Origin of the sequence: Pseudonocardia sp. NPDC046786 (assembly GCF_040645415.1) — a bacterium.
Classification (GTDB): Bacteria; Actinomycetota; Actinomycetes; order Mycobacteriales; family Pseudonocardiaceae; genus Pseudonocardia; species Pseudonocardia kongjuensis.
Genome location: NZ_JBEYYF010000006.1, coordinates 57,750 through 77,692, shown reverse-complemented (window position 1 = coordinate 77,692; position 19,943 = coordinate 57,750). Strand labels below are relative to the sequence as shown.

Here is a 19,943-nt window from a genome sequence, read left to right as displayed (position 1 = left end):
GATGGCGCCATGGGGACCGCACTGGTGTACGTGCTCGTCCTCGCGGTCGTGGCGGGGCTGGTGTTCGTGCTGGCCGCCGCGGTGTTCGGCCGTGGCGAGGAGCTCGCCCCGCTCGCCCCGGACGCGACACCGACGAGATTGCCCGCCCGCGAGGTGTCCGGCACCGACGTGCGTGACCTGCGATTCCAGCAGGTCCTGCGCGGTTACCGGATGGCCGAGGTCGACTGGGCGCTGGACCGGCTGGCGGGGGAGCTGGACCGGATCCAGGTCGAGCGGCACGAGCTGGCCGAGCGGGTCGTCCGGCTGGAGGCGACGATCGCGCGGATGCGCGCCGAGGAGGGTCCGGATGACGGGAACCGGCCGGAACAGTGAGCAGAGCAGTACCGGTGAGCAGAGCGGCACCGGTGAGCAGAGCAGAGCGGCGGAGCTGACCGTCACCGTCGACGTGAACGTCCCCGCAGACCTGCTCTGGGAGGTCGTCTCCGATCTCGAGGGCCAGTCCGACTGGATGCTCGCCACCACCGTCGAGGTCGTCGCCGGCGACGGCCGCTCGGTGGGCACCGAGCTGCGCGCCGTCACCGGGTTCGGCCCGCTGGGCGTCGCCGACACGATGCGCGTCACCGGATGGACCGAGCCACCGGCGCGCGAACCGGGTGTCCGGCGGATCGTCGTCACCCACACCGGCAGGCTGATCCGCGGCGACGGGATCTTCGCCGTCGAGGAGCTCGGCCCGCGGCGCAGCCGGTTCCTGTGGACCGAGCTGCTCGACCTGCCGCTGGGGGCGCTCGGCCGGCTCGGCTGGCCGGTGGCGCGCCCGGCGCTGCGGGCCGGCGTCGCCCGGTCGCTGCGCACGATGGCCGAACGCACCGAGGACCGCTACCGGGCGGGCCGGTGACCGGGCCGACGACCGGGCTGGACGGTCGCGGCCGCTGCGACTGGGCGCTCTCCGCGCCCGACTACGTCGCCTACCACGACGACGAGTGGGGCAGGCCGGTGCACGGCACCGCCGCGTGGTTCGAGCGGATGACGCTGGAGGGCTTCCAGTCCGGGCTGTCCTGGATCGTCATCCTGCGCAAGCGTCCGGCGTTCCGCGAGGTGTTCGCCGGGTTCGCCCCGGAGCGGGTGGCACGCTTCGGCGACGACGACGTGGCCCGGCTGCTCACCGACGCCCGGATCGTCCGCAACCGACAGAAGATCGAGGCGACGGTGTCGAACGCCCGCGCGGTGCTCGACCTGATCGACGCCGGTGACGATCTCGGCGGCTTCCTGGCGTCGTTCGCACCCGATCCGGCGGTCCGGCCCCGGCCGGCGACCCTCGCCGACGTCCCGGCGAGCACGCCCGAATCCACCGCGCTGTCGCGGGCGCTGAAGAAGCGCGGGTTCCGGTTCGTCGGGCCGACCACCTGCTACGCACTCATGCAGGCGACCGGACTGGTCGACGATCACGTGGCGTACTGCTGGCGGGCCGGCGGCGGCGCGGAGCCCTCCGGGCGGCCCGGATGAGCTGACCGGAACGTCGCCGGGCCGTTGCGCTGCGTCGATGCCGGATCGGCTCCGGACGGCCGCCGCCGCGCCGTGATCGCCTCGGTTGCACCCCGGCACCGGTGATGAGGGACAATGGTGTTCCCGCCGCGGCGCGTGCCCCGAACGCGTCCACGCGGGACGACAGTGTGTGTGGACCTTGACGGAGGACGGACGAATGGCCGCGATGAAGCCCCGCACCGGCGACGGGCCCCTGGAAGTGACCAAGGAGGGCCGGGGCATCGTGATGCGCGTCCCGCTCGAGGGTGGTGGCCGCCTGGTGGTCGAGATGACCCCCGACGAGGCCGCCGACCTCAGCGAGGCGCTGAAGGCGACCGTCGGCTGACCCACTCCGGGTGGCGGCACCGTGCGCGGTGCCGCCACCCGCCCGTCACACCACGCTCTCGTAGACGTCCAGCGTCCGCCGGGCCATCTCGGCCCAGGCGAAGTCGCCGACCGCGCGCTCCCGCCCACGCTCTCCCATCCGGGCCGCCCGTTCCGGGTCCGCGACGAGCTCGTTCACCCGGTCCGCGACCGCGGTCTCGAAGGCCGCGGTGTCGCCCGCGTGGTAGTGCGCCAGCAGTCCCGTCTCGCCGTCCGCGACGACCTCCGGGATGCCCCCGACGTCCGAGGCGACAACGGCCGTCCCGCAGGCCATCGCCTCCAGGTTGACGATGCCGAGCGGCTCGTACACCGACGGGCACACGAACACCGTCGCGGCGGACAGCAGCTGGCGGACCTCGGTGGTGCGCAGCATCCGCTGGATCCACACCACCCCGGACCGGGACGCCGACAGCTCGGCCACCGCCCGTTCGGTCTCGGCGGCGATCTCCGGTGTGTCCGGTGCGCCGGCGCACAGCACGACCTGGGCCGACGGGTCGAACCGGTGCGCGGCGGCGATCAGGTGGGCGAGCCCCTTCTGCCGGGTGATCCGCCCGACGAACACCACGCTCGGCCGGTCCGGGTCGATCCCGTTCTCGACGAGCGCGTCGCGGGCGGGGTCGGGCCGGTAGAACTCGGTGTCGATCCCGTTGTGCACCACGTGCACCAGCTCGGGGTCGATCGCCGGGTAGGCGGCCAGCACGTCGCGGCGCATGCCGTGCGAGACGGCGATGACGGCGTCCGCGGCCTCGTAGGCGGTCCGCTCGACCCAGGACGACAGCCGGTACCCGCCGCCCAGCTGCTCGGCCTTCCACGGCCGCAGCGGCTCCAGCGAGTGCGCCGTGACCACGTGCGGGCGGCCGTGCAGCAGCCCGCCGAGGTGCCCGGCCATGTTCGCGTACCAGGTGTGCGAGTGCAGGATGTCGCAGCGTTCCAGCTCGGCCGCCATCGACAGGTCCACCCCGAGCGTGGACAGCGCCGCGTTCGCCCCGTCCGGCAGCGGCGGCGCGGAGTGGGTGCGGGCGTCCGGCGGGGCGTCGCTCCCCGGCTCGGCGAAGCAGTGCACGTCGACATCGACGAGCTCCCGCAGGGCGGGTACGAGGTGTCCGACATGGACCCCGGCACCGCCGTAGACGGCAGGGGGGTACTCACGGGTGAGGAGGCCGACGCGCACGGCGGCTGACCGTACGGGATCCGGGCCGGGCGTCGCGAGCAGTGATCGAGTGCTCCCCGGCCCGCGGCCGGAGGGCGCGCCGGACGTATGGCTCCTTCACCGTGCGGGCACTAGGGTTCACCCCATGCGACCGACGTCGTCCGGACGGCTGCCCGGCAGGGTCTTGGGAATCGTGCTGGCGGGTGGCGAGGGCAAGCGTCTGTGGCCGCTCACCGCGGACCGTGCGAAGCCGGCCGTCCCGTTCGGCGGGAACTACCGGCTGATCGACTTCGTGCTGTCGAACCTGGTCAACGCCGGCATGGACCGGCTGTGCGTGCTGACCCAGTACAAGTCGCACTCGCTGGACCGGCACATCTCGACGACCTGGCGGCTGTCCAGCGTCCTCGACCAGTACATCACCACCGTCCCGGCCCAGCAGCGGCTCGGCCGCCGCTGGTACACCGGCAGCGCCGACGCGATCTTCCAGAGCCTCAATCTCGTCTACGACGACGAGCCCGAGTACATCGCGGTGTTCGGCGCGGACCACGTCTACCGGATGGACCCGGCGCAGATGATCGCCGAGCACGCCGAGTCCGGTGCGGGGGTCACGGTCGCCGGGATCCGGGTGCCGCGGGCCGAGGCGAAGGCGTTCGGCTGCATCGCCTCCGACGAGACCGGGCGGATCACCGAGTTCCTGGAGAAGCCGTCCGACCCGCCGCACGTGCCGGACGATCCGGACGTGACGTTCGCCTCGATGGGCAACTACGTCTTCACCACCCAGGCCCTGCTCGACGCGCTGCGGGCCGACGCCTCGAACGCGGACTCCGACCACGACATGGGTGGCGACATCATCCCGGCGCTGGTGGAGCGCGGCGAGGCGAACGTCTACGACTTCGCCGACAACATCGTCCCGGGCGCGACCGACCGGGACGCCGGCTACTGGCGCGACGTCGGGACGATCGACGCGTACTACGACGCGCACACCGATCTCGTCTCGGTGCACCCGATCTTCAACCTGTACAACGCGCGCTGGCCGATCCGCAGCGCGACGCCGGCGCTGCCACCCGCGAAGTTCGTCGAGGGCGGGATCGCCCAGGACTCGGTGGTCGGCGCCGGGACGATCATCTCGGGGGCGATCGTCCGGCGGTCGGTGATCAGCCCGAACGTGAGCGTCCAGGGCGGCGCCGAGGTATCGGACTCGGTGGTGCTCCCGGGGGCCCGGATCGGCCGCGGCGCGGTGGTGCGCCGGGCGATCCTGGACAAGAACGTCGTCGTCCCGGACGGTGCACTGATCGGCGTCGACATGAACCTGGACCGCAGCCGCTACACGGTCTCCAACGGCGGCGTGGTCGTGCTCGGCAAGGGCGTCACCGCCCACTAGGCGCGGGGCCTTCCGCAGGGCGGACCGGGGTCAGCGCCGGACCGCGCACAGCATGCCGTCGGCGACCGGCAGGAGCGCCGAGAGCAGCCGCTCGTCGTCGCGGACCAGCCCGGCGGTCTCGCGCAGCGCCGCCGTGCCGGGCCCGTCGCCGCTGCCGTCGCCGGCGACCCGGCCGCCGTCGAGCACCCCCTCCAGGACGAGCACGCCACCGGGCCGCAGCAGCCGGATCGCCTCCGCGAGGTAGCCCGGGTACTCACCGGGGACGGCGTCGGCGACGACCAGGTCGTACCCGCCGTCGGTGAGCCGGGGGAGCACGTCCAGCGCCATCCCGTTGATCAGCCGCAGCCGGCCCGGCCCGTACCCGGCGTCCAGGAACGTGCGGCGGGCCGATCGTTGCAGCTCCGGATCGACGTCGATGGTGGTCAGCACGCCGTCGCCGGCCATGCCGCGCAACAGGTACAGCCCGCTGACCCCGGCCCCGGTCCCGACCTCGACGACCGCCCGCGCGGAGATCGTCGCGGCCAGCACGGACAGCGCCGCACCGCCGGCCGGGCTGATCGGGTGCGCCCCGGCGGTGGCGCCGAGGGAGCGCGCGGCACCGAGCGCGTCGTCCTCGGCGAGGTAGCCCTCGGCGTACGCGGTCGCGCCCGCGGGTGTGCTCATGGCGCAAGATTATCGGTGCGACCCCGCGGGCGAGATTTCACAGACTTCTCTCAGACGGGTTTCACATCTTCCTCATCGGGCGAGGGCACTCTGTATAGCAACGAACGACACCGCGCTGGTCGCACGCATCCGTCGCACGGACACGGACGGGATCGTGTGAGCTCGCCACACCGGAGGTGCCCCGCCCCGATGCCCGCTCCTCGTGATCACGACGACGCCCCGGTCCGGGACGCCGCCGACGGCACCCGCCCCGGCGAGGGTGCCGACTGGACCCCGCCCAGCTGGGACGAGGTCGTCCGGGAGCACGCCGACCGTGTCTACCGTCTCGCCTACCGGCTGTCCGGCAACCAGCACGATGCCGAGGACCTCACCCAGGAGACGTTCATCCGGGTGTTCCGGTCGCTGGCGTCCTACAAGCCGGGGACGTTCGAGGGGTGGCTGCACCGCATCACCACGAACCTGTTCCTCGACATGGTCCGCCGCCGCGCCCGGCTGCGGATGGAGGGGCTGCCCGACGACACCGACCGGCTCCCCGGTGGCGGCCCGGAGCCGGAGACGGTGTTCGCGATCAACCACCTGGACCCGCACCTGCAGGCCGCGCTCGACGAGCTGCCGCCGGACTTCCGGGTCGCGGTCGTCCTGTGCGACGTCGAGGGACTGTCCTACGAGGAGATCGGCGCGACGCTCGGGGTGAAGCTCGGCACCGTCCGCAGCCGGATCCACCGTGGGCGGACGGCGCTGCGGGCGTCGCTGGAGCGCCACCGGGCAGCCGACGCGGAGCCTGCGGAGCGGCGCATCGGCACCGACGCGGAGCCTGCGGAGCGGCGCACCGGAACCGACATGAAGGAGGCGGTGGCACCCGACCGCGGCCCGGTGGCAGAGTTGGTGCCGTGACCGATCGGCGGCGTTTCCAGGTCGTCCCCCCGAACTGGGGGGAGGCCCACCTGACGCTGGAGGCCGTCGTCGCCTACGTGGACGACGAGCTTGCCTCCGGTCCGCACGAGCGGGCCACCCGGCATCTGCAGCGGTGCGCCGACTGTGCGGCCGAGGTCGCGGAGCAGCGGCGGGCCCGGTCCGCGCTGCGCGGTGCGGACGCGCCGACCCTGCCGCCGTCGTTGATGAGTGCGTTGCGGTCGATCCCGCAGGACACCGAGCTGCCCCCGCCACCGGCCGGGCTGTCGCTCACCCCCGAGGGCGAGCTCGTGGCGGTGCTGCGTCCGGCACCGCTGGCCGAGCCGCAGCGCCGGTCCAGCCGTTCCCGGCGGGTGAAGCTGGGTACCGGCGCCGCCGTCTCGGGGATCGCGCTCGGCGCGCTGGCCTTCGGGATGCCCGCGGCGACGACCTCCTCGCCGGCCCCCGGCCAGGGTGGCCAGGGCCCGGCGACGGCCGCGGTGGCCCGGTTCGCGACCACCCCCACGCAGGCGCCGCGGCAGCGTTCGGCGTCGGCGACGCCCGCTCCGGGCGGCTCCGGCGCGCCGGAGGCGACCGATGTCACGCGTGCTCCGGATCCCGGGGCACCGATGCGGAACGCGGGCCTGCCCCCGTCCGGCTGAGGCCGGGCCCGGGCAGGTTCCCGAAACAGGAACTTCACCGGCCGCCCGGCAGGCTGACCCGGTGCCGACCGTGATGGACCGCCGATGAGCGAGACCCCGGACCCCGGTCCGTCCGGAGGCCCCGGGACGCCGGTCGGCGACGGTTCGGCCCCGCCGCGGCTGGAGCCGAGGCCGCTGGAGCGGCCGGACCCCGATCCGGCGGACCGCGCGGCGTTCGGCAGGCCGGACGGTGTCGGGTCGTCGTTCGCGCCGCCTGCGCACGCCGTCTCGAACGGGTCGGTCCCGGTCGCGCCGCCGCCGACCGGGGCCGTCGCTCGTGCGTTCGGCAGGCCGGACGGTGGTGGGACCGGTCTGCAGCGGCCGCCGTCGGGTGCGGCTCCCGGCACGTCCGGCGGCGATGGTGAGCAGAGCAAGGACGCGTTCTGGCCCGGTGGCTCCGCCGACGACCCGTGGCGCAACCCCGGTGCGCCGGTGGTCGCCGCGCCCCCGCACGGCGACGCCGATCCGGAACCGGCCCCGGACCGCCCGGACGGGCCCCGGCTGAGTGTGCGCGAGGTGCTGTTCGGCGACCGCGTCCAGCCGCGGGCGCTGGCGCTGCTCGGGGTGCTGGCGCTCGGCATCGGTGCGATCGGGGGGCTCGCCGGGCACTGGACGGCGTCCGGGGCGAGCGCGCTGACCAGCCCGGGCGCGGTGCTCGCGACCGCCGAGGAGGCGAAGGAGCGCCCGCCCGGCTCGGTGCCGGACGTCGCGGCCCGGGTGCTGCCGTCGGTCGTCTCGCTGGAGGTGACGGTCGGCAACCAGGCGGGCAACGGTTCCGGGGTGGTCATCGACCCGGACGGCTACGTGCTCACCAACGACCACGTCGTCGCCCCGGCCACCGGGCCCGGCGAGGGCTCGATCGAGGCGGTCTTCTCCGACGGTTCCCGGGTCCCGGCGGCCGTCGTCGGCACCGACCCGCTGACCGACCTGGCGGTGCTCCGGGTCCCGGTCGCGAACCCGACGGTGGCCGCCATCGGCCGCTCGTCGGAGCTCGCGGTCGGTGACGCGGTGATCGCGATCGGCTCGCCGTTCGGGCTGGCGGGCACGGTCACCACCGGCATCGTGTCGGCGGTGGACCGGCCGCTGCGGCTCGATCCGGAGGGCAGCGCCGGGGACGCGGTGATCGACGCCGTGCAGACCGACGCCGCGATTAACCCGGGCAACTCGGGCGGCCCGCTGGTCGACGCGACCGGCGCCGTCGTCGGGATCAACACCGCGATCCGCAGCGCCGGGACCGAGGCCGGCGGACAGGGCGGGTCGATCGGGCTGGGTTTCGCGGTGCCGATCGACGACGCCCGGACGATCGCCGAGGAGCTGATCCGCACCGGCCGGGTCGCGCACGCCGATCTGGGGGTGAACGCGCGCTCGGTCACCGACGGCGCCACCGACGGCGCCCAGGTCCAGAACGTCACCGCCGGGGGACCGGCGGCGGCGGCCGGACTGCTCGAGGGGGACGTCGTCGTGCGGGTGGGTGGACGCTCGATCGCCGGGGCCGACGAACTCGTCGTCGCGGTGCGGGAGCACGCGCCGGGGGAGCCGGTGCCGATCGAGCTGGTGCGTCAGGGCAGGCCGCTCACGGTGACGGCGACGCTCGGCGAGCGCTGATCCCGGGCGACGTCCCGGCGCTGATCACCGGCCTGTACACCCGGCACACAGCCGGTGTCCGTACCCTGGTGGGGTGTTCGAGAACATCGGCATGTGGGAGATCCTCATCCTGGTGGTCGCGGGGTTGTTCATCCTCGGCCCGGAGCGGCTCCCCGAGGCTGCCCGCTGGCTGGGCAGTGCCGTGCGCCAGGTCAAGGAGTACGCCACCGGTGCCCAGGACCATCTGAAGCGTGAGCTCGGCCCGGAGTTCGACAAGATCCAGCAGCCGCTGAACGACCTGCGCAGCCTGCGGTCGTTCAACCCGCGGACCGCGATCACCCGCAGCCTGTTCTCCGATGATGAGCCGGTGAAGCGCAACGGGCACAGCCCCGGCGCCCGCGGCACGGCCGGCGGGCTCGGCGCCGCCGCCGCGGGTGGTGCGGCGGCCGCCGCGACGTCCGGGAGCACCGCACCCGGCAGCACGTCCGGTGGCAGCACGTCCGGTGGCACGGCATCCCAGAGTTCTGCGTCCGGCGGCACGACCGCGGCCGGCACCCCGCAGGCCGGTACGACGGCCACCGCACCGGCCGGACCGGTCCCGCAGCAGCCGCTCGCGGCGGACGAGCGTCCCCCGGTCGATCCCGACGCCACGTAGGCACGCCGCTCTGCCGACCAGCTCGGCCGACCCGGCACGTGACCCGGTGCGCGGACCCGCGGGCCCGCGCACCGGGTGCCGGATCAGCCCAGCAGCGGCGGGCGCCGGAGGTGGTGGTCGGTCGCCTGCTGGTACGCGTGTGCGGCGGCGAGCACCGTCGCGTCGGCGTGCCGCGGCCCGACCACCTGCAGCCCGACCGGCAGCCCGGCCGAGGTGAACCCGCACGGCACGCTGGTCGCCGGCTGCTGGGTCATGTTGAACGGGTAGGTGAACGGCGTCCAGGACGTCCAGCGCGGGTACGGCCAGCCCTCCGGGACCTCCCGGCCGCCCTCGAACGCGGTGATCGGCAGCGTCGGGGTGAGCAGCAGGTCGTACTCGTCGTGGAAGGCGCTCATCAGGGTGCCGAGCTCGTTGCGGACGGCCATCGCACCCAGGTAGTCGAGCGCCGTCACCGACGTGCCCTGGTCGGCGATCTCGACCAGCGCCGGGTCCATCCGCTCGCGGGCCCGGGCGTCGATCGGTTCGAGGGACTTCGCCGCCGCCGCGAACCACAGGGTGTGGAACGGCTCGACCGGATCGGCGAACCCGGGATCGGCGCTCTGCACGGTCGCCCCCAGCGAGCTGAAGACCTCGACCGCGGCGGCGACCAGTGCGGCGACCTCGGGATCGACGTCGACGAACCCGAGGGTCGGGGAGAAGGCGATCCGCAGTCCCTGCGCGCCGCCGGCGAGCCGGTCGACGGCGGACTCGCGGGGCACGTCGAGCACCCACGGGTCGCGGGTGTCGGGACGGGCGACGACGTCGAACAGCAGGGCCGCGTCGGCGACGGTGCGGGTCATCGGGCCGACGTTGGCGAGCGTGCCGAACGCCGAGCCGGGGTAGTGCGCGATCCGGCCGTAGGTGGGCTTGTGCGCGACGGTCCCGGTGAACGCGGCCGGGATGCGGACCGAGCCGCCGGCGTCGGTGCCCAGCGACAGCGGGCCCATGCCCAGCCCGACCGCGGAGGCGCTCCCGCCGGACGAGCCGCCCGCGGTGCGCGACGGGTCCCACGGGTTGGTGGTGACGCCGGTCAGCGGCGAGTCGGTCACGCCCTTCCAGGCGAGCTCGGGGGTGGTGTTCTTGCCGAGCAGCACCGCCCCGGCCTCCCGGACCCTGGCCACCGGCGGGCCGTCCACCTCGAACGGCCCCTCGGACGGGGTGGTGGTCGAGCCACGCCGGGTCGGCCAGCCGATGGTGAGCAGCATGTCCTTGATCGAGGTGGGGACGCCGTCGAGCGGGCCGATCGGCTCGCCGGCCTGCCAGCGCGCCTCGGAGTCCTTCGCCGCCGCCAGCGCCGAGTCGGCGTCGACGAGGCAGAACGCGTTCACCGCGCTGTCGTGCTCCTCGATCCGCTCCAGCGCGTCCCGGGTCGCCTGTACCGGGGAGATCTCCCCGCTGCGGTAACCGGCCAGCAGCTCGGTCGCGCTGAGGTCCGCCGTGCCGGTCGTGTCCCCGGTGGTGTCCCTGTCCCTGCTCACTGGCGTCACGCCCTTCCCCCGGAGGAGCTCACGTACCCACGTTCCTTGTCCACCACGTTGCGCAGCTCCCGGCCCGTCCGGTAGCGCTCCAGGTTGTCCGCGAACAGCTCGACGAGCATGTCCTTCCAGCCGACGACGTCGCCGGACATGTGCGGGGAGATCAGCACGTTCTCCATCGTCCACAGCGGCGAGTCGGCGGGCAGCGGCTCGACCTCGAACACGTCCAGCGCGGCCCCGGCGATCCGGCCCGAGGCGAGCGCGGCGGTGAGGTCGTCCTGCACGACGAGCGGCCCCCGGCCTATGTTGATCAGGCGGGCGCGCTCCGGGAGCAGCGCGATCGTCCCGCTGTGCAGCATGCCGCGCGTCGCGCCGGTGAGCGGTGCCGCCAGCACCAGGAAATCGGAGTCCGGGAGCAGGCCGGGGAGCTCGTCGAACGCGTGCACGCCGTCCGCGGCCCGCCGGCCGACCAGCCGCACGTCGAGCCCGGCGGCGCCCAGCAGCTGCGCGATCGCCTGCCCGATCGGCCCGCTGCCGACGACGGTGGCGACCCGGCCCACGATCGTCTCGGTCTCCCGGTGCCGCCAGGTCCGGTCCCGCTGCAGGGCGAGCGACCGGGCGGTGTCCTTCGCGAACGCCAGCACGGCGCCGAGCACGAACTCGGCGATCGGCCGGTCGAAGACGCCGCGTGAGTTGGTGAGCGTGAGCGGGGCGGCGAGCAGCTCCGGGAAGGCGACCCGGTCGACGCCGGCGCTGGCGGTGTGCACCCAGCGCAGGGACCGTGCCAGGTCGTCGTGCCACACCTCCTTGACGGCGTCGGAGGTGAAGTCCCAGGTCAGCAGCACGTCGCTGCCGGGGAGGGCGCCGGCCAGCTCGTCGGCGTCGGCGGCGAACCGGAGACGTGCGTCACCCGCGCGGGCCTCCAGCCCGGGCGGGGCCTCGCCGGCGTGCAGCACGGCAACGGTAATGGGGTCCTGACCAGCGGAAACCGGCAAAGCAAGATCCTGTCGGTGGTGAGGTCGGGCGGCGTTGACACGCTATGAAGCGCACCTACGATTGTCAACAATCCGCCGATTCGGCGGAGGTCTCCCCGCACCCACGATCGTTCCTGGGGGAACCGTGACCAAGCTGATCAGGATCGAGCTCGCGAAGCGCGGCGTCGCCTGCACCGCGGAGCTGCTGGAGAAGGACGCGCCGCGGACGGCGGCCGCCGTATGGGAGTCGCTCGCCGACGGCCCGGTGGGTGGCGACGCGCAGCACGCCAAGTACGCGCGCAACGAGGTCTACACGATCGTCCCGCGGTTCGGGCCGCGGATCGGGCAGGAGAACCCGACGGTCACCCCGATCCCGGGTGACGTGTGCTACTTCGACTTCCACGGCGGCATGCTCGACGCGTCGTTCAAGGACGACCAGGGCATCGACGCCGAGGCGGGCGGCATCGATCTCGCGATCTTCTACGGACGCAACAACCTGCTGCTCAACGGCGACGTCGGCTGGGTCCCGGGCAACGTCTTCGCCACCATCGTGGACGGCCTGGACGCGATGAAGACGGCCTGCCACGACGTGTGGCGCTCGGGCAGCGTCGGCGAGCGGCTCGTCTACTCGCGGATCGAGTGACCCTTGCGGGCCCGGGGGCCTCTGTAGGATTGTCGACAACATGAGCACGGTCGGAATCCTGTATCCCGGTCACTCGGCCGAGGACGACTACCCGCGCGCCGAGAAGCGGCTGGACGACGGCAGCCTGCTCCCGCTGGTACACACCGAGATGAAGGTCGACGCGCACCGGCCGGAAGCGCTGCTCGACATCGGCGGTGACGAGGTGCTGGCCGACGGCGCCCGGCGGGTCGCGGCCGAGGCGGGGCCGTTGGACGCGATCGTCTGGGCCTGCACGTCGGGCAGCTTCATCTTCGGCCCGGAGGGTGCCGCGCGTCAGGTTGCGGCGCTGGAGGGTGTCGCCGGGGTGCCGGCGTCGAGCACGTCGTTCGCGTTCGTGGACGCCTGCCGACGGCTCGGGATCTCGACCGTCGCGCTCGGCGCGACCTACCCGCCCGACGTGGCGGACGCGTTCGTCGCCTTCCTCGCCCATCATGGCATCACGGTGCTGACCGTCTCGGCGCGCGACATCATCACCGCCGCCGAGGTCGGGACGCTGCCCGCACAGACCGTGCTGGACTTCGTCTCGGCGGTCTCGGCGGACGCCCCGGAGGCCGACGCGGTGCTGCTGCCCGACACCGCGCTGCACACCGTCGAACTGCTCGACGCGCTCGACGCCCGGGTGGGCAAGCCGGTGCTGACGGCGAACCAGGTCAGCATCTGGCAGGGCCTGCGCCTGGCCGGTGCCGACATCGTCCGCCCCGGCCTGGGGACGCTGTTCCGGAAGGGATGACACGGTGAGCATCGAGGTCCCGGAACTGGAGCCGGTCAGCAGGCGGTCCACCGCGGAGATCGTCGCGGACCGGATCCGCACGGCGATCATGCGCGGCACCTTCGTGCCCGGGGCCCAGCTCGGCGAGGTGGACCTCGCCGGGCGGCTCGGGGTGAGCCGCGGCCCGCTGCGGGAGGCGATGCAACGCCTGGTCGCGGAGGGACTGCTGCGCAGCGAGCGGCATCGCGGGCTGTTCGTGCGCGAGCTCGGCCCGGACGACGTGCGGGACGTCTACCTGGCCCGGACCGCCGTCGAACGGGCGGCAGCGCTGCAGGTGCTGGCCGCGGACCGGGCCGCCGCCGTCGTCGCGCTGGAGACCCCGCTGGGCGCCATGCGGGCGGCCGCGGCGGCCGGGGACGCGGTGGGGCTGGCCGACGCCGACCACGACTTCCATGCCGCGCTGGTCGCCGCGTCCGGCAGTCCCCGGCTGCGCCGGATGACCGACGGGCTCCTGGTGGAGACCCGGATGTGCCTGGCCGCGTTCCAGCAGACGGCGCCGCCGGCCCCCGATCTCGTCGCCGAGCACGAGCTGCTGCGGGACGCGCTGCGCGACGGCCGGACCGAGCTGCTGCTCGACCGGCTGGCCGCACACATGGACGACGCCGTCGCACGGATCCTGGCCGCGATGCCCGGCGCCGCCTGACCGGCGTGTTCTGCGTGTGAGCCCGCGCGCTCGGCACGCCGCAGGAGCGTTGTCCTACGTAAGGTGACGGCGTGTGACGGGTGTGTTCGAGGGGTTCCTGGTCATCGGCGTGGTCGTCGGTGTCGGATACGTCCTCGGGCGCTACCACCTGCTCGGCGACCAGGGTGCCCGGGTGCTGGCCCGCGCCGCGTTCTTCGTCGGGACGCCCGCGCTGCTGTTCACCACGCTGGCCCGGGCCGACGTCGCCGCGGTCTTCTCGTCGGGCCTCCTGGTGACGGCGGTGACCAGTTCGCTGGCCTGCCTGATCTTCGTGCCGGCGGCGCTGCTGCGCCGCCGCCCGGCCGGCGAGACCGTCGTCGGGTCGATGGCGTCGGGCTATGTCAACGCGGGCAACCTCGGCATCCCGATCGCGACCTACGTGCTCGGCGATCCCGCGGCCGTCGCGCCGGTGCTGCTGTTCCAGCTCGCGGTGCTGACGCCGCTGTTCACGACGCTGCTCGACGTCCTGCCCGGCGACGGCCGGGGAGAACGGCCGGGCCCGCTCCGTGTCGCACTCGCGCCGCTGCGGAACCCGATCGCGATCGCCACCGCCGCCGGCCTGACGGTCTCCGGGACCGGGGTGCAGCTGCCGGAGCCGGTGATGGCGCCGGTGGAGCTGCTGGCCGCGCTCGCGGTCCCGGCGATGCTGCTGGCCTTCGGGCTGTCCCTGCACGGCGCCCGCCGCCCCGGCGTGGGCGACACCGCACTCTCGGTGTGGACCGCCGTGCTGATCAAGAACGTGGTGCATCCGGCGATCGCCTGGGCGTTCGCCGCCGGAGTGCTCGGACTGACCGGCCCGGCCCTGCTGGCGGTCGTCGTGCTGGCCGCGCTGCCGACCGCGCAGAACGTCTTCGGCTACGCGGTGCGCTACGAGCGCGGCATCACCCTGGCCCGGGACACCGCGCTGGCCACGACCGTCGTCGCGGTGCCGGTGCTACTGGTCGTGGCCGCACTGCTGAGCTGAGCGCTCCGCCGGCCCGCGCGGCCGCCGGCCCGGCGGCCCGGCCGCCCGGTGCGCCGCGGGCCTGCGCGCCGCCGGCAGGGGAGAGGTGTCTCCGGGTGTCGCTCTGCTCTGCTCACCATGGAGGGCAGGGATGGTCCGCACGTCGCTTTGCTCTGCCTACCCCCGGAGCGGCCCGCACCCGGCCCGGCCCGCGCTCCCACCGGTGCCGGCGCCGGAAGGGGCTCCCGGAAGCGACCGGCGCGGCCGCCCCGCCACCGGGCGGGGCGGGTCCGATGGAGCCGGTCCGGGCGGTCCGGGGGCGGAGCCCCGGATGGTGAGCAGAGCAAAGCGAGGAACAGGCGACCCCTTGCCCGAGCCGCCCGGGCATGATTCCCTGAGATTGTCGACAACTCGACAACCTCGATCGATGCCTCCGGTCGACCCCGGAGCCGGCCGCACGACTCTCGACGCATCAGGAGTTGCGAACCCATGGCACAGCTGTCCCCGCTGCTGAAGCAGGCCACCCCGGTCCAGGCCGCCCGCGGTGAGGGCGTCAATCTCTTCGACACCGACGGGCGACGCCACCTGGACTTCACCGCAGGCATTGGCGTCACCTCGACCGGGCACTGCCACCCGGCGGTGGTCAAGGCCGCGCAGGACCAGGTCGCGACGCTGATCCACGGCCAGTACACGACCGTCATGCACCAGCCGTTGCTGAAGCTGGCCGAGCGGCTCGGTGACGTGCTGCCCGAGGGGATCGACTCGGTCTTCTTCTCCAACTCCGGGTCGGAGGCCGTCGAGGCGTCGGTGCGGCTCGCCCGCCAGGCCACCGGCCGGCAGCTGGTCGTCGCCTTCGACGGCGGGTTCCACGGCCGGACGATGGGTGCGGCGGCGCTCACCACCTCCGGCGCGAAGATCCGCGCCGGGATCGGCCCGATGATGGGCGGCGTCGCGTTCGCGCCGTTCCCGTACGCGTACCGGTACGGCTGGACCGAGGAGCAGACGGTCGAGTTCGCGCTGAACGAGCTCGACCGGCAGCTGGCGAGCACCGCGCCGGTCTCCGACGTCGCGGCGTTCATCGTGGAGCCGGTGCTCGGCGAGGGCGGCTACGTGCCGACCCCGGCCGCGTTCCTGCAGGGCCTGCGCGAGCGGGCCGACCGGCACGGCATCCTGCTGATCGCCGACGAGGTGCAGACCGGCTTCGGCCGCACCGGGCGGTTCTGGGGCCACCAGCACGCCGAGGGCGTCGTCCCGGACGTCATCGTCACCGCCAAGGGCCTGGCGTCGGGCTTCCCGCTGTCCGCCATCGCCGCGCCGAAGGCGATCATGGAGAAGGCGTGGCCCGGCTCGCAGGGCGGCACCTACGGCGGCAACGCGGTCGCCTGCGCCGCCGCGCTGGCCACCCTGGACGTGGTGCTCGGCGAGAACCTGGTGGAGAACGCCCGGGTGCAGGGCGAGCGGCTGGTCGCCGGCGTCCGGGACGCCGCGCAGGGCATCGCCGCGATCGGCGACATCCGCGGCCGAGGCCTGATGGTGGGCATCGAGTTCGTCGACGCCCAGGGCAAGCCGGACGGCGCGACCGCCGCGAAGGTGCACGCCGCCGCCGCCGAGCACGGGCTGCTGCTGCTGACCTGCGGCGTGCACGGCAACGTCGTGCGGATGATCCCCCCGCTGGTGGTCACCGCCGAGCAGGTCGACGAGGGCCTGGCGCTCTGGACCAAGGCGCTGACCGACGCGCTCTCCTGAGCGCACGTCCCGCAGCACGCGAACGTCCCCGTTCACCGGATCCGGTGAACGGGGACGTTCGCGTACGGCCGGGGTGCCGGCAGGAGGTCAGCGACCGGCCGGGGAGATGTTGAGACTCATCCCGGCCAGGCCGCGCGACTTCACCACGAGCTGCTGGGCGACGCTCTCCAGCGCCTGTGCGGCCGCCGTCTCCGGCTTGCCCAGGACGATCGGGGTGCCGGCGTCGCCGCCCTCGCGCAGCGCCACGTCGAGCGGGATCTGGCCGAGCAGCGGCACCGTCGTGCCGACGATCCGGCTCAGCGAGTCGGCGACGGTCTGCCCGCCACCGGAGCCGAAGATCTCGGCCCGGGAGCCGTCGGGCATCTCCATCCAGGACATGTTCTCCACGACGCCGGCGAGTCGCTGCCGGGTCTGCGTGGAGATCGCCCCGGCCCGCTCGGCGACCTCGGCGGCCGCCTGCTGCGGCGTCGTCACGACCAGCAGCTCGGCGTTCGGGACCAGCTGCGCCGTCGAGATCGCGACGTCGCCGGTGCCCGGCGGGAGATCGAGCAGCAGCACGTCCAGGTCGCCCCAGAACACGTCCGCCAGGAACTGCTGCAGCGCCCGGTGCAGCATCGGTCCGCGCCAGACGACCGGGGTGTTCCCGTCGGTGAACATGCCGATCGAGATGACCTTCACACCGTGCGACTGCGGCGGCATGATCATGTTGTCGACCTTGGTCGGCCGGTCGTCGGCGCCGATCATGCGCGGCACCGAGTGGCCGTAGATGTCGGCGTCGACCACACCGACCTTCAGGCCGCGGCGGGCCATCGCGGCCGCCAGGTTGACGGTGACCGAGGACTTGCCGACGCCGCCCTTGCCGGAGGCCACGCAGTACACCCTGGTCAGCGACCCGGGCTGGGCGAACGGGATGACCGGCTCGTCGGAGTCGCCGCGCAGCGAGCGGCGCAGCTCGGTGCGCTGCTCGTCGCTCATCACGTCGAGCTCGACCTCGGCGCGCTCGACGCCGGGGACCTTCGTGACGGCCTCGGTGACCCGGGCGGTGATCGTCTCCCGCATCGGACAGCCGGCGACGGTCAGGTAGACCCCGATGCGGGCCGTGCCGTCGTCGGTGACGTCGACGCTCTTGACCATCCCCAACTCGGTGATCGGCTTGTGGATCTCCGGGTCCTCGACGGTCCCGAGGGCGGCGCGCACGGCCTCGGAGACGGTGCTGGTGCTGCCGGTGACGGACATGAGCTTCAACGACCTCTTTCCTCTCGCGACACCGCCATGCTACGTGGGTGTCCGGAGCGTCCCGCTCGTCTCCTAGCATCACTTTGGTGGACGAGACGGCGGGCGGCGCCCCGGGGCGCGGGAACCCGGGACGGCGGCGGGTGGTCCCGACCCGCGACGAGCTCGAGTCGTGGCGCAGCTTCCTGCGCGCCCACGCCGGGATCACCAAGCTGCTGGAGACCGAGCTGGAGGCCGAGCAGCGGTTGTCCCTGGCCGCCTACGACGTCCTGGTCCAGCTGTCCGAGGCGCCGGACCACCGGCTGCGGATGACCGAGCTGGCCGACGCGGTCCTGCTGTCCCGGTCCGGGGTGACCCGGCTGGTGGACCGGCTGGAGAAGGCCGGCCTGGTCGAGCGGGCCAGGGTCGCCGACGACGGGCGCGGCGTCACCGCCCGGATGACCGACGCCGGCTACGAGCGGCTGCGGATCGCCGCGATCACCCACATGCGCGGGGTCCGGGAGCACTTCGCCGACCGGCTCGCCGCCACCGACCTCGCCGACCTGGAGCGGGTCACCCGCAAGCTGATCCCCTGATCAGTCCCGCCGGCGGCCCCGCCTGCGCTCGCTGCGCCCGGTGTCCGGACCGGCGCCCGCCGCGGCCCGGTGCACCGCGTCGTCGAGCTGCCCGGACAGCTTCTCCAGCTCCCCGCGCAGGTAGTCGCGGCTGACCGTCTCGCCGACCGCGAGCCGCAGCGCCGCCAGCTCGCGGGCCAGGAACTCGGTGTCGGCCTTGGTCCGCTCGGCCCGTCGGCGGTCCTCCTCGAGCGCGATCCGGTCCCGGTCGTCCTGCCGGTTCTGAGCCAGCAGGATCAGCGGCGCGGCGTACGCGGCCTGGGTGGAGAACGCCAGGTTCAGCAGGATGAACGGGTACGGGTCCCAGCGGATCTGCCAGGCGACCAGGTTCAGTGCGATCCACACGACGACGATCACGCTCTGGATGGCCAGGAACCGGCCGGTCCCGAGGAACCGGGCGACCCGCTCGGAGAGCCGGGCGAAGCCGTCCGGATCGACCTCGAACCGCCTGCGGCCGATCCGGGGCTGGTCCAGCCGGCGGCCGGTGGTGATCTCAGGCATGGTGCGCCCCCGGTCGTCCGTTCGCCGATCCGCGGCCCACCTCGGCCGGTCCGAGATCGCGGTCCCGCCAGCCCTGCGGCAGCAGGTGGTCCAGCACGTCGTCGACGGTGACGGCGCCGAGCAGGTGGTTCTGCGCGTCGACGACCGGCCCGGCGACCAGGTTGTAGGTGGCGAACCAGCGGGTCACCCCGCCGAGCCCGGTCTCCGGCCCGATCTGCGACAGCTCGGTGTCCACCATCCCCGCGACCAGCTCGAACGGCGCCGCGCGCAGCAGCTGCTGGGCGTGCACGCAACCGAGGTAGCGGCCGGTCGGGGTGGCGGTGGGCGGCCGCACCACGAACACCATCGACGCAAGTGCGGGCGGCACCTCCGGGTTGCGGATCCGGGCCAGCGCCTCGGCGACCGTCGCGTCCGGCCCGAGCGTGATCGGCTCCGGCGTCATCAACCCGCCCGCGGTGTCCCACTCGTAGCGCATCAGCCGGCGCACCGGCTCCGACTCGCCCGGCTCCATCAGCCCCAGCAGCCGGCCGGCCTCGTCGTCGGGCAGCTCGCCGAGCAGGTCGGCGGCGTCGTCCGGGCTCATCGCCTCCAGCACGTCGGCGGCCCGGTCGTCGTCGAGGTAGGCCAGCAGCTCGCGCTGGTCGGACTCGGAGAGCTCCTCGAACACGTCGGCCAGCCGCTCGTCGTCGAGCGCGTCGACGACCTGGTGCTGGCGCTCGTCGGGCAGCCGGGACAGCGCCGCCGCCACGTCGGCCGGGCGCATCGAGTCGAACACCGCGAGCAGCCGGTCCGCGCCCTGCGCCGCGGCCACGTCGAGCCCGGACACGTTCTCCCAGCCGTGCACGTCGACCCGGGCGCGGCGGGCCAGCCGGGTGCGACGGAACCGCACCGCCACCCGGGTGATCGCCCAGTCCCGGGTGCGCGTCGGCTCGATCGCGACGTCCACCACGACCCCGTCCTCGCCGGAGTCGCGCACGGTGACCGGTGAGTTCAGCAGCTCGCCCAGCACCAGCGTCTCGTTCGCCCGCTGGTCGAACGAGCGCAGGTTGACCGAGCCGCTGGCCAGCGTGACCGCCGATCCGGCGATGTCGGAGACCCGCAGCATCGGCACGAAGATGCTGCGCCGCGCGGACAGGTCCACCACCAGGCCGAGCACCCGCGGCGGATGGCTGTCGACCCGCAACGACACCACGACGTCGCGGACCTTCCCGATCCGCTCGCCGTCCGGGCCGAACACGGCCAGCCCGGCCAGCCGCGCGACGAACACCCGTGCCGAGGCCATGGCGTCGAGAGTAGAGGGGCCGGGCCGGGCGGGCCGGGCGGTGCGCCGGCGCGGCCTGCGGTGATTAGGCTCG

21 protein-coding genes and 1 pseudogene are annotated in these 19,943 nt (G+C 74.0%); 15 read left to right on the top strand and 7 right to left on the bottom strand.

Annotated elements, in window-relative coordinates; translation table 11 throughout:
• The first annotated feature begins 9 nt into the window (after window positions 1-9).
• From ABZ881_RS09395 to ABZ881_RS09380, 4 genes are all read left to right on the top strand, one after another.
• Entirely contained in the window at window positions 10-372 is a 363-nt protein-coding gene (locus ABZ881_RS09395) for a DivIVA domain-containing protein (protein WP_358483225.1), read from the top strand.
• A complete protein-coding gene (locus ABZ881_RS09390; protein WP_358483224.1) occupies window positions 347-895 on the top strand; it encodes an SRPBCC family protein in 549 nt (182 codons plus the stop codon). The genes ABZ881_RS09395 and ABZ881_RS09390 overlap by 26 nt, the downstream gene beginning before the upstream one ends.
• Complete coding sequence (locus tag ABZ881_RS09385) at window positions 892-1,503, top strand: DNA-3-methyladenine glycosylase I (protein WP_358483223.1); 612 nt, start codon at window positions 892-894, stop codon at window positions 1,501-1,503. Before ABZ881_RS09390 ends, ABZ881_RS09385 begins: the two co-directional genes overlap by 4 nt.
• Window positions 1,504-1,699: 196 nt before the next feature.
• Complete coding sequence (locus tag ABZ881_RS09380; RefSeq protein WP_344026400.1) at window positions 1,700-1,867, top strand: DUF3117 domain-containing protein; 168 nt, start codon at window positions 1,700-1,702, stop codon at window positions 1,865-1,867.
• Between the two features lie 45 nt (window positions 1,868-1,912).
• Here ABZ881_RS09380 and glgA read toward each other — a convergent pair whose 3' ends face one another.
• Entirely contained in the window at window positions 1,913-3,076 is a 1,164-nt protein-coding gene (gene glgA / locus ABZ881_RS09375) for a glycogen synthase (protein ID WP_358483219.1), read from the bottom strand.
• A 124-nt stretch (window positions 3,077-3,200) separates the two neighbouring features.
• Here glgA and glgC point away from each other — a divergent pair, with 124 nt between their 5' ends.
• Window positions 3,201-4,436, top strand: coding sequence for a glucose-1-phosphate adenylyltransferase (glgC, locus tag ABZ881_RS09370; protein ID WP_344026396.1), 1,236 nt, complete (start codon window positions 3,201-3,203; stop codon window positions 4,434-4,436).
• 30 nt (window positions 4,437-4,466) lie between these two features.
• On the opposite strand, the gene ABZ881_RS09365 is transcribed toward glgC, so the two are convergent.
• A complete protein-coding gene (locus tag ABZ881_RS09365; protein WP_344026394.1) occupies window positions 4,467-5,099 on the bottom strand; it encodes an O-methyltransferase in 633 nt (210 codons plus the stop codon).
• 189 nt (window positions 5,100-5,288) lie between these two features.
• Between ABZ881_RS09365 and sigE the strand changes: the two genes are divergently transcribed.
• From sigE to tatB, 4 genes and pseudogenes are all read left to right on the top strand, one after another.
• Window positions 5,289-5,993: an RNA polymerase sigma factor SigE gene (gene sigE, locus ABZ881_RS09360; protein ID WP_358483217.1), complete on the top strand. Its 705-nt coding sequence runs from the start codon at window positions 5,289-5,291 to the stop codon at window positions 5,991-5,993.
• Window positions 5,990-6,652: a hypothetical protein gene (locus ABZ881_RS09355; protein WP_358483215.1), complete on the top strand. Its 663-nt coding sequence runs from the start codon at window positions 5,990-5,992 to the stop codon at window positions 6,650-6,652. Before sigE ends, ABZ881_RS09355 begins: the two co-directional genes overlap by 4 nt.
• An 84-nt stretch (window positions 6,653-6,736) precedes the next feature.
• Window positions 6,737-8,296: a trypsin-like peptidase domain-containing protein gene (locus ABZ881_RS09350; RefSeq protein ID WP_358483212.1), complete on the top strand. Its 1,560-nt coding sequence runs from the start codon at window positions 6,737-6,739 to the stop codon at window positions 8,294-8,296.
• A gap of 73 nt (window positions 8,297-8,369) precedes the next feature.
• A pseudogene (gene tatB / locus ABZ881_RS09345) lies at window positions 8,370-8,706 on the top strand (Sec-independent protein translocase protein TatB); the annotation flags it as partial.
• 307 nt (window positions 8,707-9,013) lie between these two features.
• On the opposite strand, the gene ABZ881_RS09340 reads toward tatB, so the two are convergent.
• Entirely contained in the window at window positions 9,014-10,447 is a 1,434-nt protein-coding gene (locus ABZ881_RS09340) for an amidase (protein ID WP_358483211.1), read from the bottom strand.
• A 5-nt stretch (window positions 10,448-10,452) separates the two neighbouring features.
• On the bottom strand, window positions 10,453-11,400 hold the full coding sequence (locus ABZ881_RS09335; RefSeq protein ID WP_358483209.1) for a D-2-hydroxyacid dehydrogenase: 948 nt from the start codon (window positions 11,398-11,400) through the stop codon (window positions 10,453-10,455).
• A 163-nt stretch (window positions 11,401-11,563) separates the two neighbouring features.
• On the opposite strand from ABZ881_RS09335, the gene ABZ881_RS09330 reads away from it, so the two are divergent.
• The 5 genes from ABZ881_RS09330 (at window position 11,564) to ABZ881_RS09310 (ending at window position 16,240) form a co-directional block, all read left to right on the top strand.
• Complete coding sequence (locus tag ABZ881_RS09330; protein WP_358483207.1) at window positions 11,564-12,061, top strand: DUF3830 family protein; 498 nt, start codon at window positions 11,564-11,566, stop codon at window positions 12,059-12,061.
• 40 nt (window positions 12,062-12,101) lie between these two features.
• Entirely contained in the window at window positions 12,102-12,830 is a 729-nt protein-coding gene (locus tag ABZ881_RS09325) for a maleate cis-trans isomerase (RefSeq protein ID WP_358483205.1), read from the top strand.
• A gap of 4 nt (window positions 12,831-12,834) precedes the next feature.
• The gene (locus tag ABZ881_RS09320) at window positions 12,835-13,512 is read left to right on the top strand and encodes a GntR family transcriptional regulator (protein WP_358483203.1); all 678 of its coding nucleotides are present in this window, start codon (window positions 12,835-12,837) and stop codon (window positions 13,510-13,512) included.
• Between the two features lie 73 nt (window positions 13,513-13,585).
• A complete protein-coding gene (locus tag ABZ881_RS09315) occupies window positions 13,586-14,515 on the top strand; it encodes an AEC family transporter (protein ID WP_358483201.1) in 930 nt (309 codons plus the stop codon).
• Between the two features lie 468 nt (window positions 14,516-14,983).
• Window positions 14,984-16,240, top strand: coding sequence for an aminotransferase class III-fold pyridoxal phosphate-dependent enzyme (locus ABZ881_RS09310; protein WP_358483199.1), 1,257 nt, complete (start codon window positions 14,984-14,986; stop codon window positions 16,238-16,240).
• Between the two features lie 87 nt (window positions 16,241-16,327).
• On the opposite strand, the gene ABZ881_RS09305 is transcribed toward ABZ881_RS09310, so the two are convergent.
• The gene (locus ABZ881_RS09305; protein WP_358483567.1) at window positions 16,328-17,476 is read right to left on the bottom strand and encodes an Mrp/NBP35 family ATP-binding protein; all 1,149 of its coding nucleotides are present in this window, start codon (window positions 17,474-17,476) and stop codon (window positions 16,328-16,330) included.
• 86 nt (window positions 17,477-17,562) lie between these two features.
• Here ABZ881_RS09305 and ABZ881_RS09300 point away from each other — a divergent pair, with 86 nt between their 5' ends.
• Window positions 17,563-18,048, top strand: coding sequence for a MarR family transcriptional regulator (locus tag ABZ881_RS09300; protein ID WP_358483196.1), 486 nt, complete (start codon window positions 17,563-17,565; stop codon window positions 18,046-18,048).
• Here the strand turns inward: ABZ881_RS09300 and ABZ881_RS09295 are convergent, their stop codons facing one another.
• The gene (locus ABZ881_RS09295; protein ID WP_358483195.1) at window positions 18,049-18,588 is read right to left on the bottom strand and encodes a DUF1003 domain-containing protein; all 540 of its coding nucleotides are present in this window, start codon (window positions 18,586-18,588) and stop codon (window positions 18,049-18,051) included. It abuts the gene before it with no gap.
• Entirely contained in the window at window positions 18,581-19,870 is a 1,290-nt protein-coding gene (locus tag ABZ881_RS09290; RefSeq protein ID WP_344023736.1) for a CBS domain-containing protein, read from the bottom strand. The genes ABZ881_RS09295 and ABZ881_RS09290 overlap by 8 nt, the downstream gene beginning before the upstream one ends.
• Window positions 19,871-19,943 lie beyond the last annotated feature (73 nt).

What these genes read in the sequence shown, in the direction of transcription:
- ABZ881_RS09395 (WP_358483225.1), top strand. Translation starts at nt 10, where the DNA reads ATGGGGACCGCACTGGTGTACGTGCTCGTCCTCGCGGTCGTGGCGGGG.
- ABZ881_RS09390 (WP_358483224.1), top strand. Translation starts at nt 347, where the DNA reads ATGACGGGAACCGGCCGGAACAGTGAGCAGAGCAGTACCGGTGAGCAG.
- ABZ881_RS09380 (WP_344026400.1), top strand. Translation starts at nt 1,700, where the DNA reads ATGGCCGCGATGAAGCCCCGCACCGGCGACGGGCCCCTGGAAGTGACC.
- glgC (WP_344026396.1), top strand. Translation starts at nt 3,201, where the DNA reads ATGCGACCGACGTCGTCCGGACGGCTGCCCGGCAGGGTCTTGGGAATC.
- ABZ881_RS09365 (WP_344026394.1), bottom strand. Translation starts at nt 5,099, where the DNA reads ATGAGCACACCCGCGGGCGCGACCGCGTACGCCGAGGGCTACCTCGCC.
- sigE (WP_358483217.1), top strand. Translation starts at nt 5,289, where the DNA reads ATGCCCGCTCCTCGTGATCACGACGACGCCCCGGTCCGGGACGCCGCC.
- ABZ881_RS09350 (WP_358483212.1), top strand. Translation starts at nt 6,737, where the DNA reads ATGAGCGAGACCCCGGACCCCGGTCCGTCCGGAGGCCCCGGGACGCCG.
- ABZ881_RS09325 (WP_358483205.1), top strand. Translation starts at nt 12,102, where the DNA reads ATGAGCACGGTCGGAATCCTGTATCCCGGTCACTCGGCCGAGGACGAC.
- ABZ881_RS09310 (WP_358483199.1), top strand. Translation starts at nt 14,984, where the DNA reads ATGGCACAGCTGTCCCCGCTGCTGAAGCAGGCCACCCCGGTCCAGGCC.
- ABZ881_RS09305 (WP_358483567.1), bottom strand. Translation starts at nt 17,476, where the DNA reads ATGTCCGTCACCGGCAGCACCAGCACCGTCTCCGAGGCCGTGCGCGCC.
- ABZ881_RS09295 (WP_358483195.1), bottom strand. Translation starts at nt 18,588, where the DNA reads ATGCCTGAGATCACCACCGGCCGCCGGCTGGACCAGCCCCGGATCGGC.
- ABZ881_RS09290 (WP_344023736.1), bottom strand. Translation starts at nt 19,870, where the DNA reads ATGGCCTCGGCACGGGTGTTCGTCGCGCGGCTGGCCGGGCTGGCCGTG.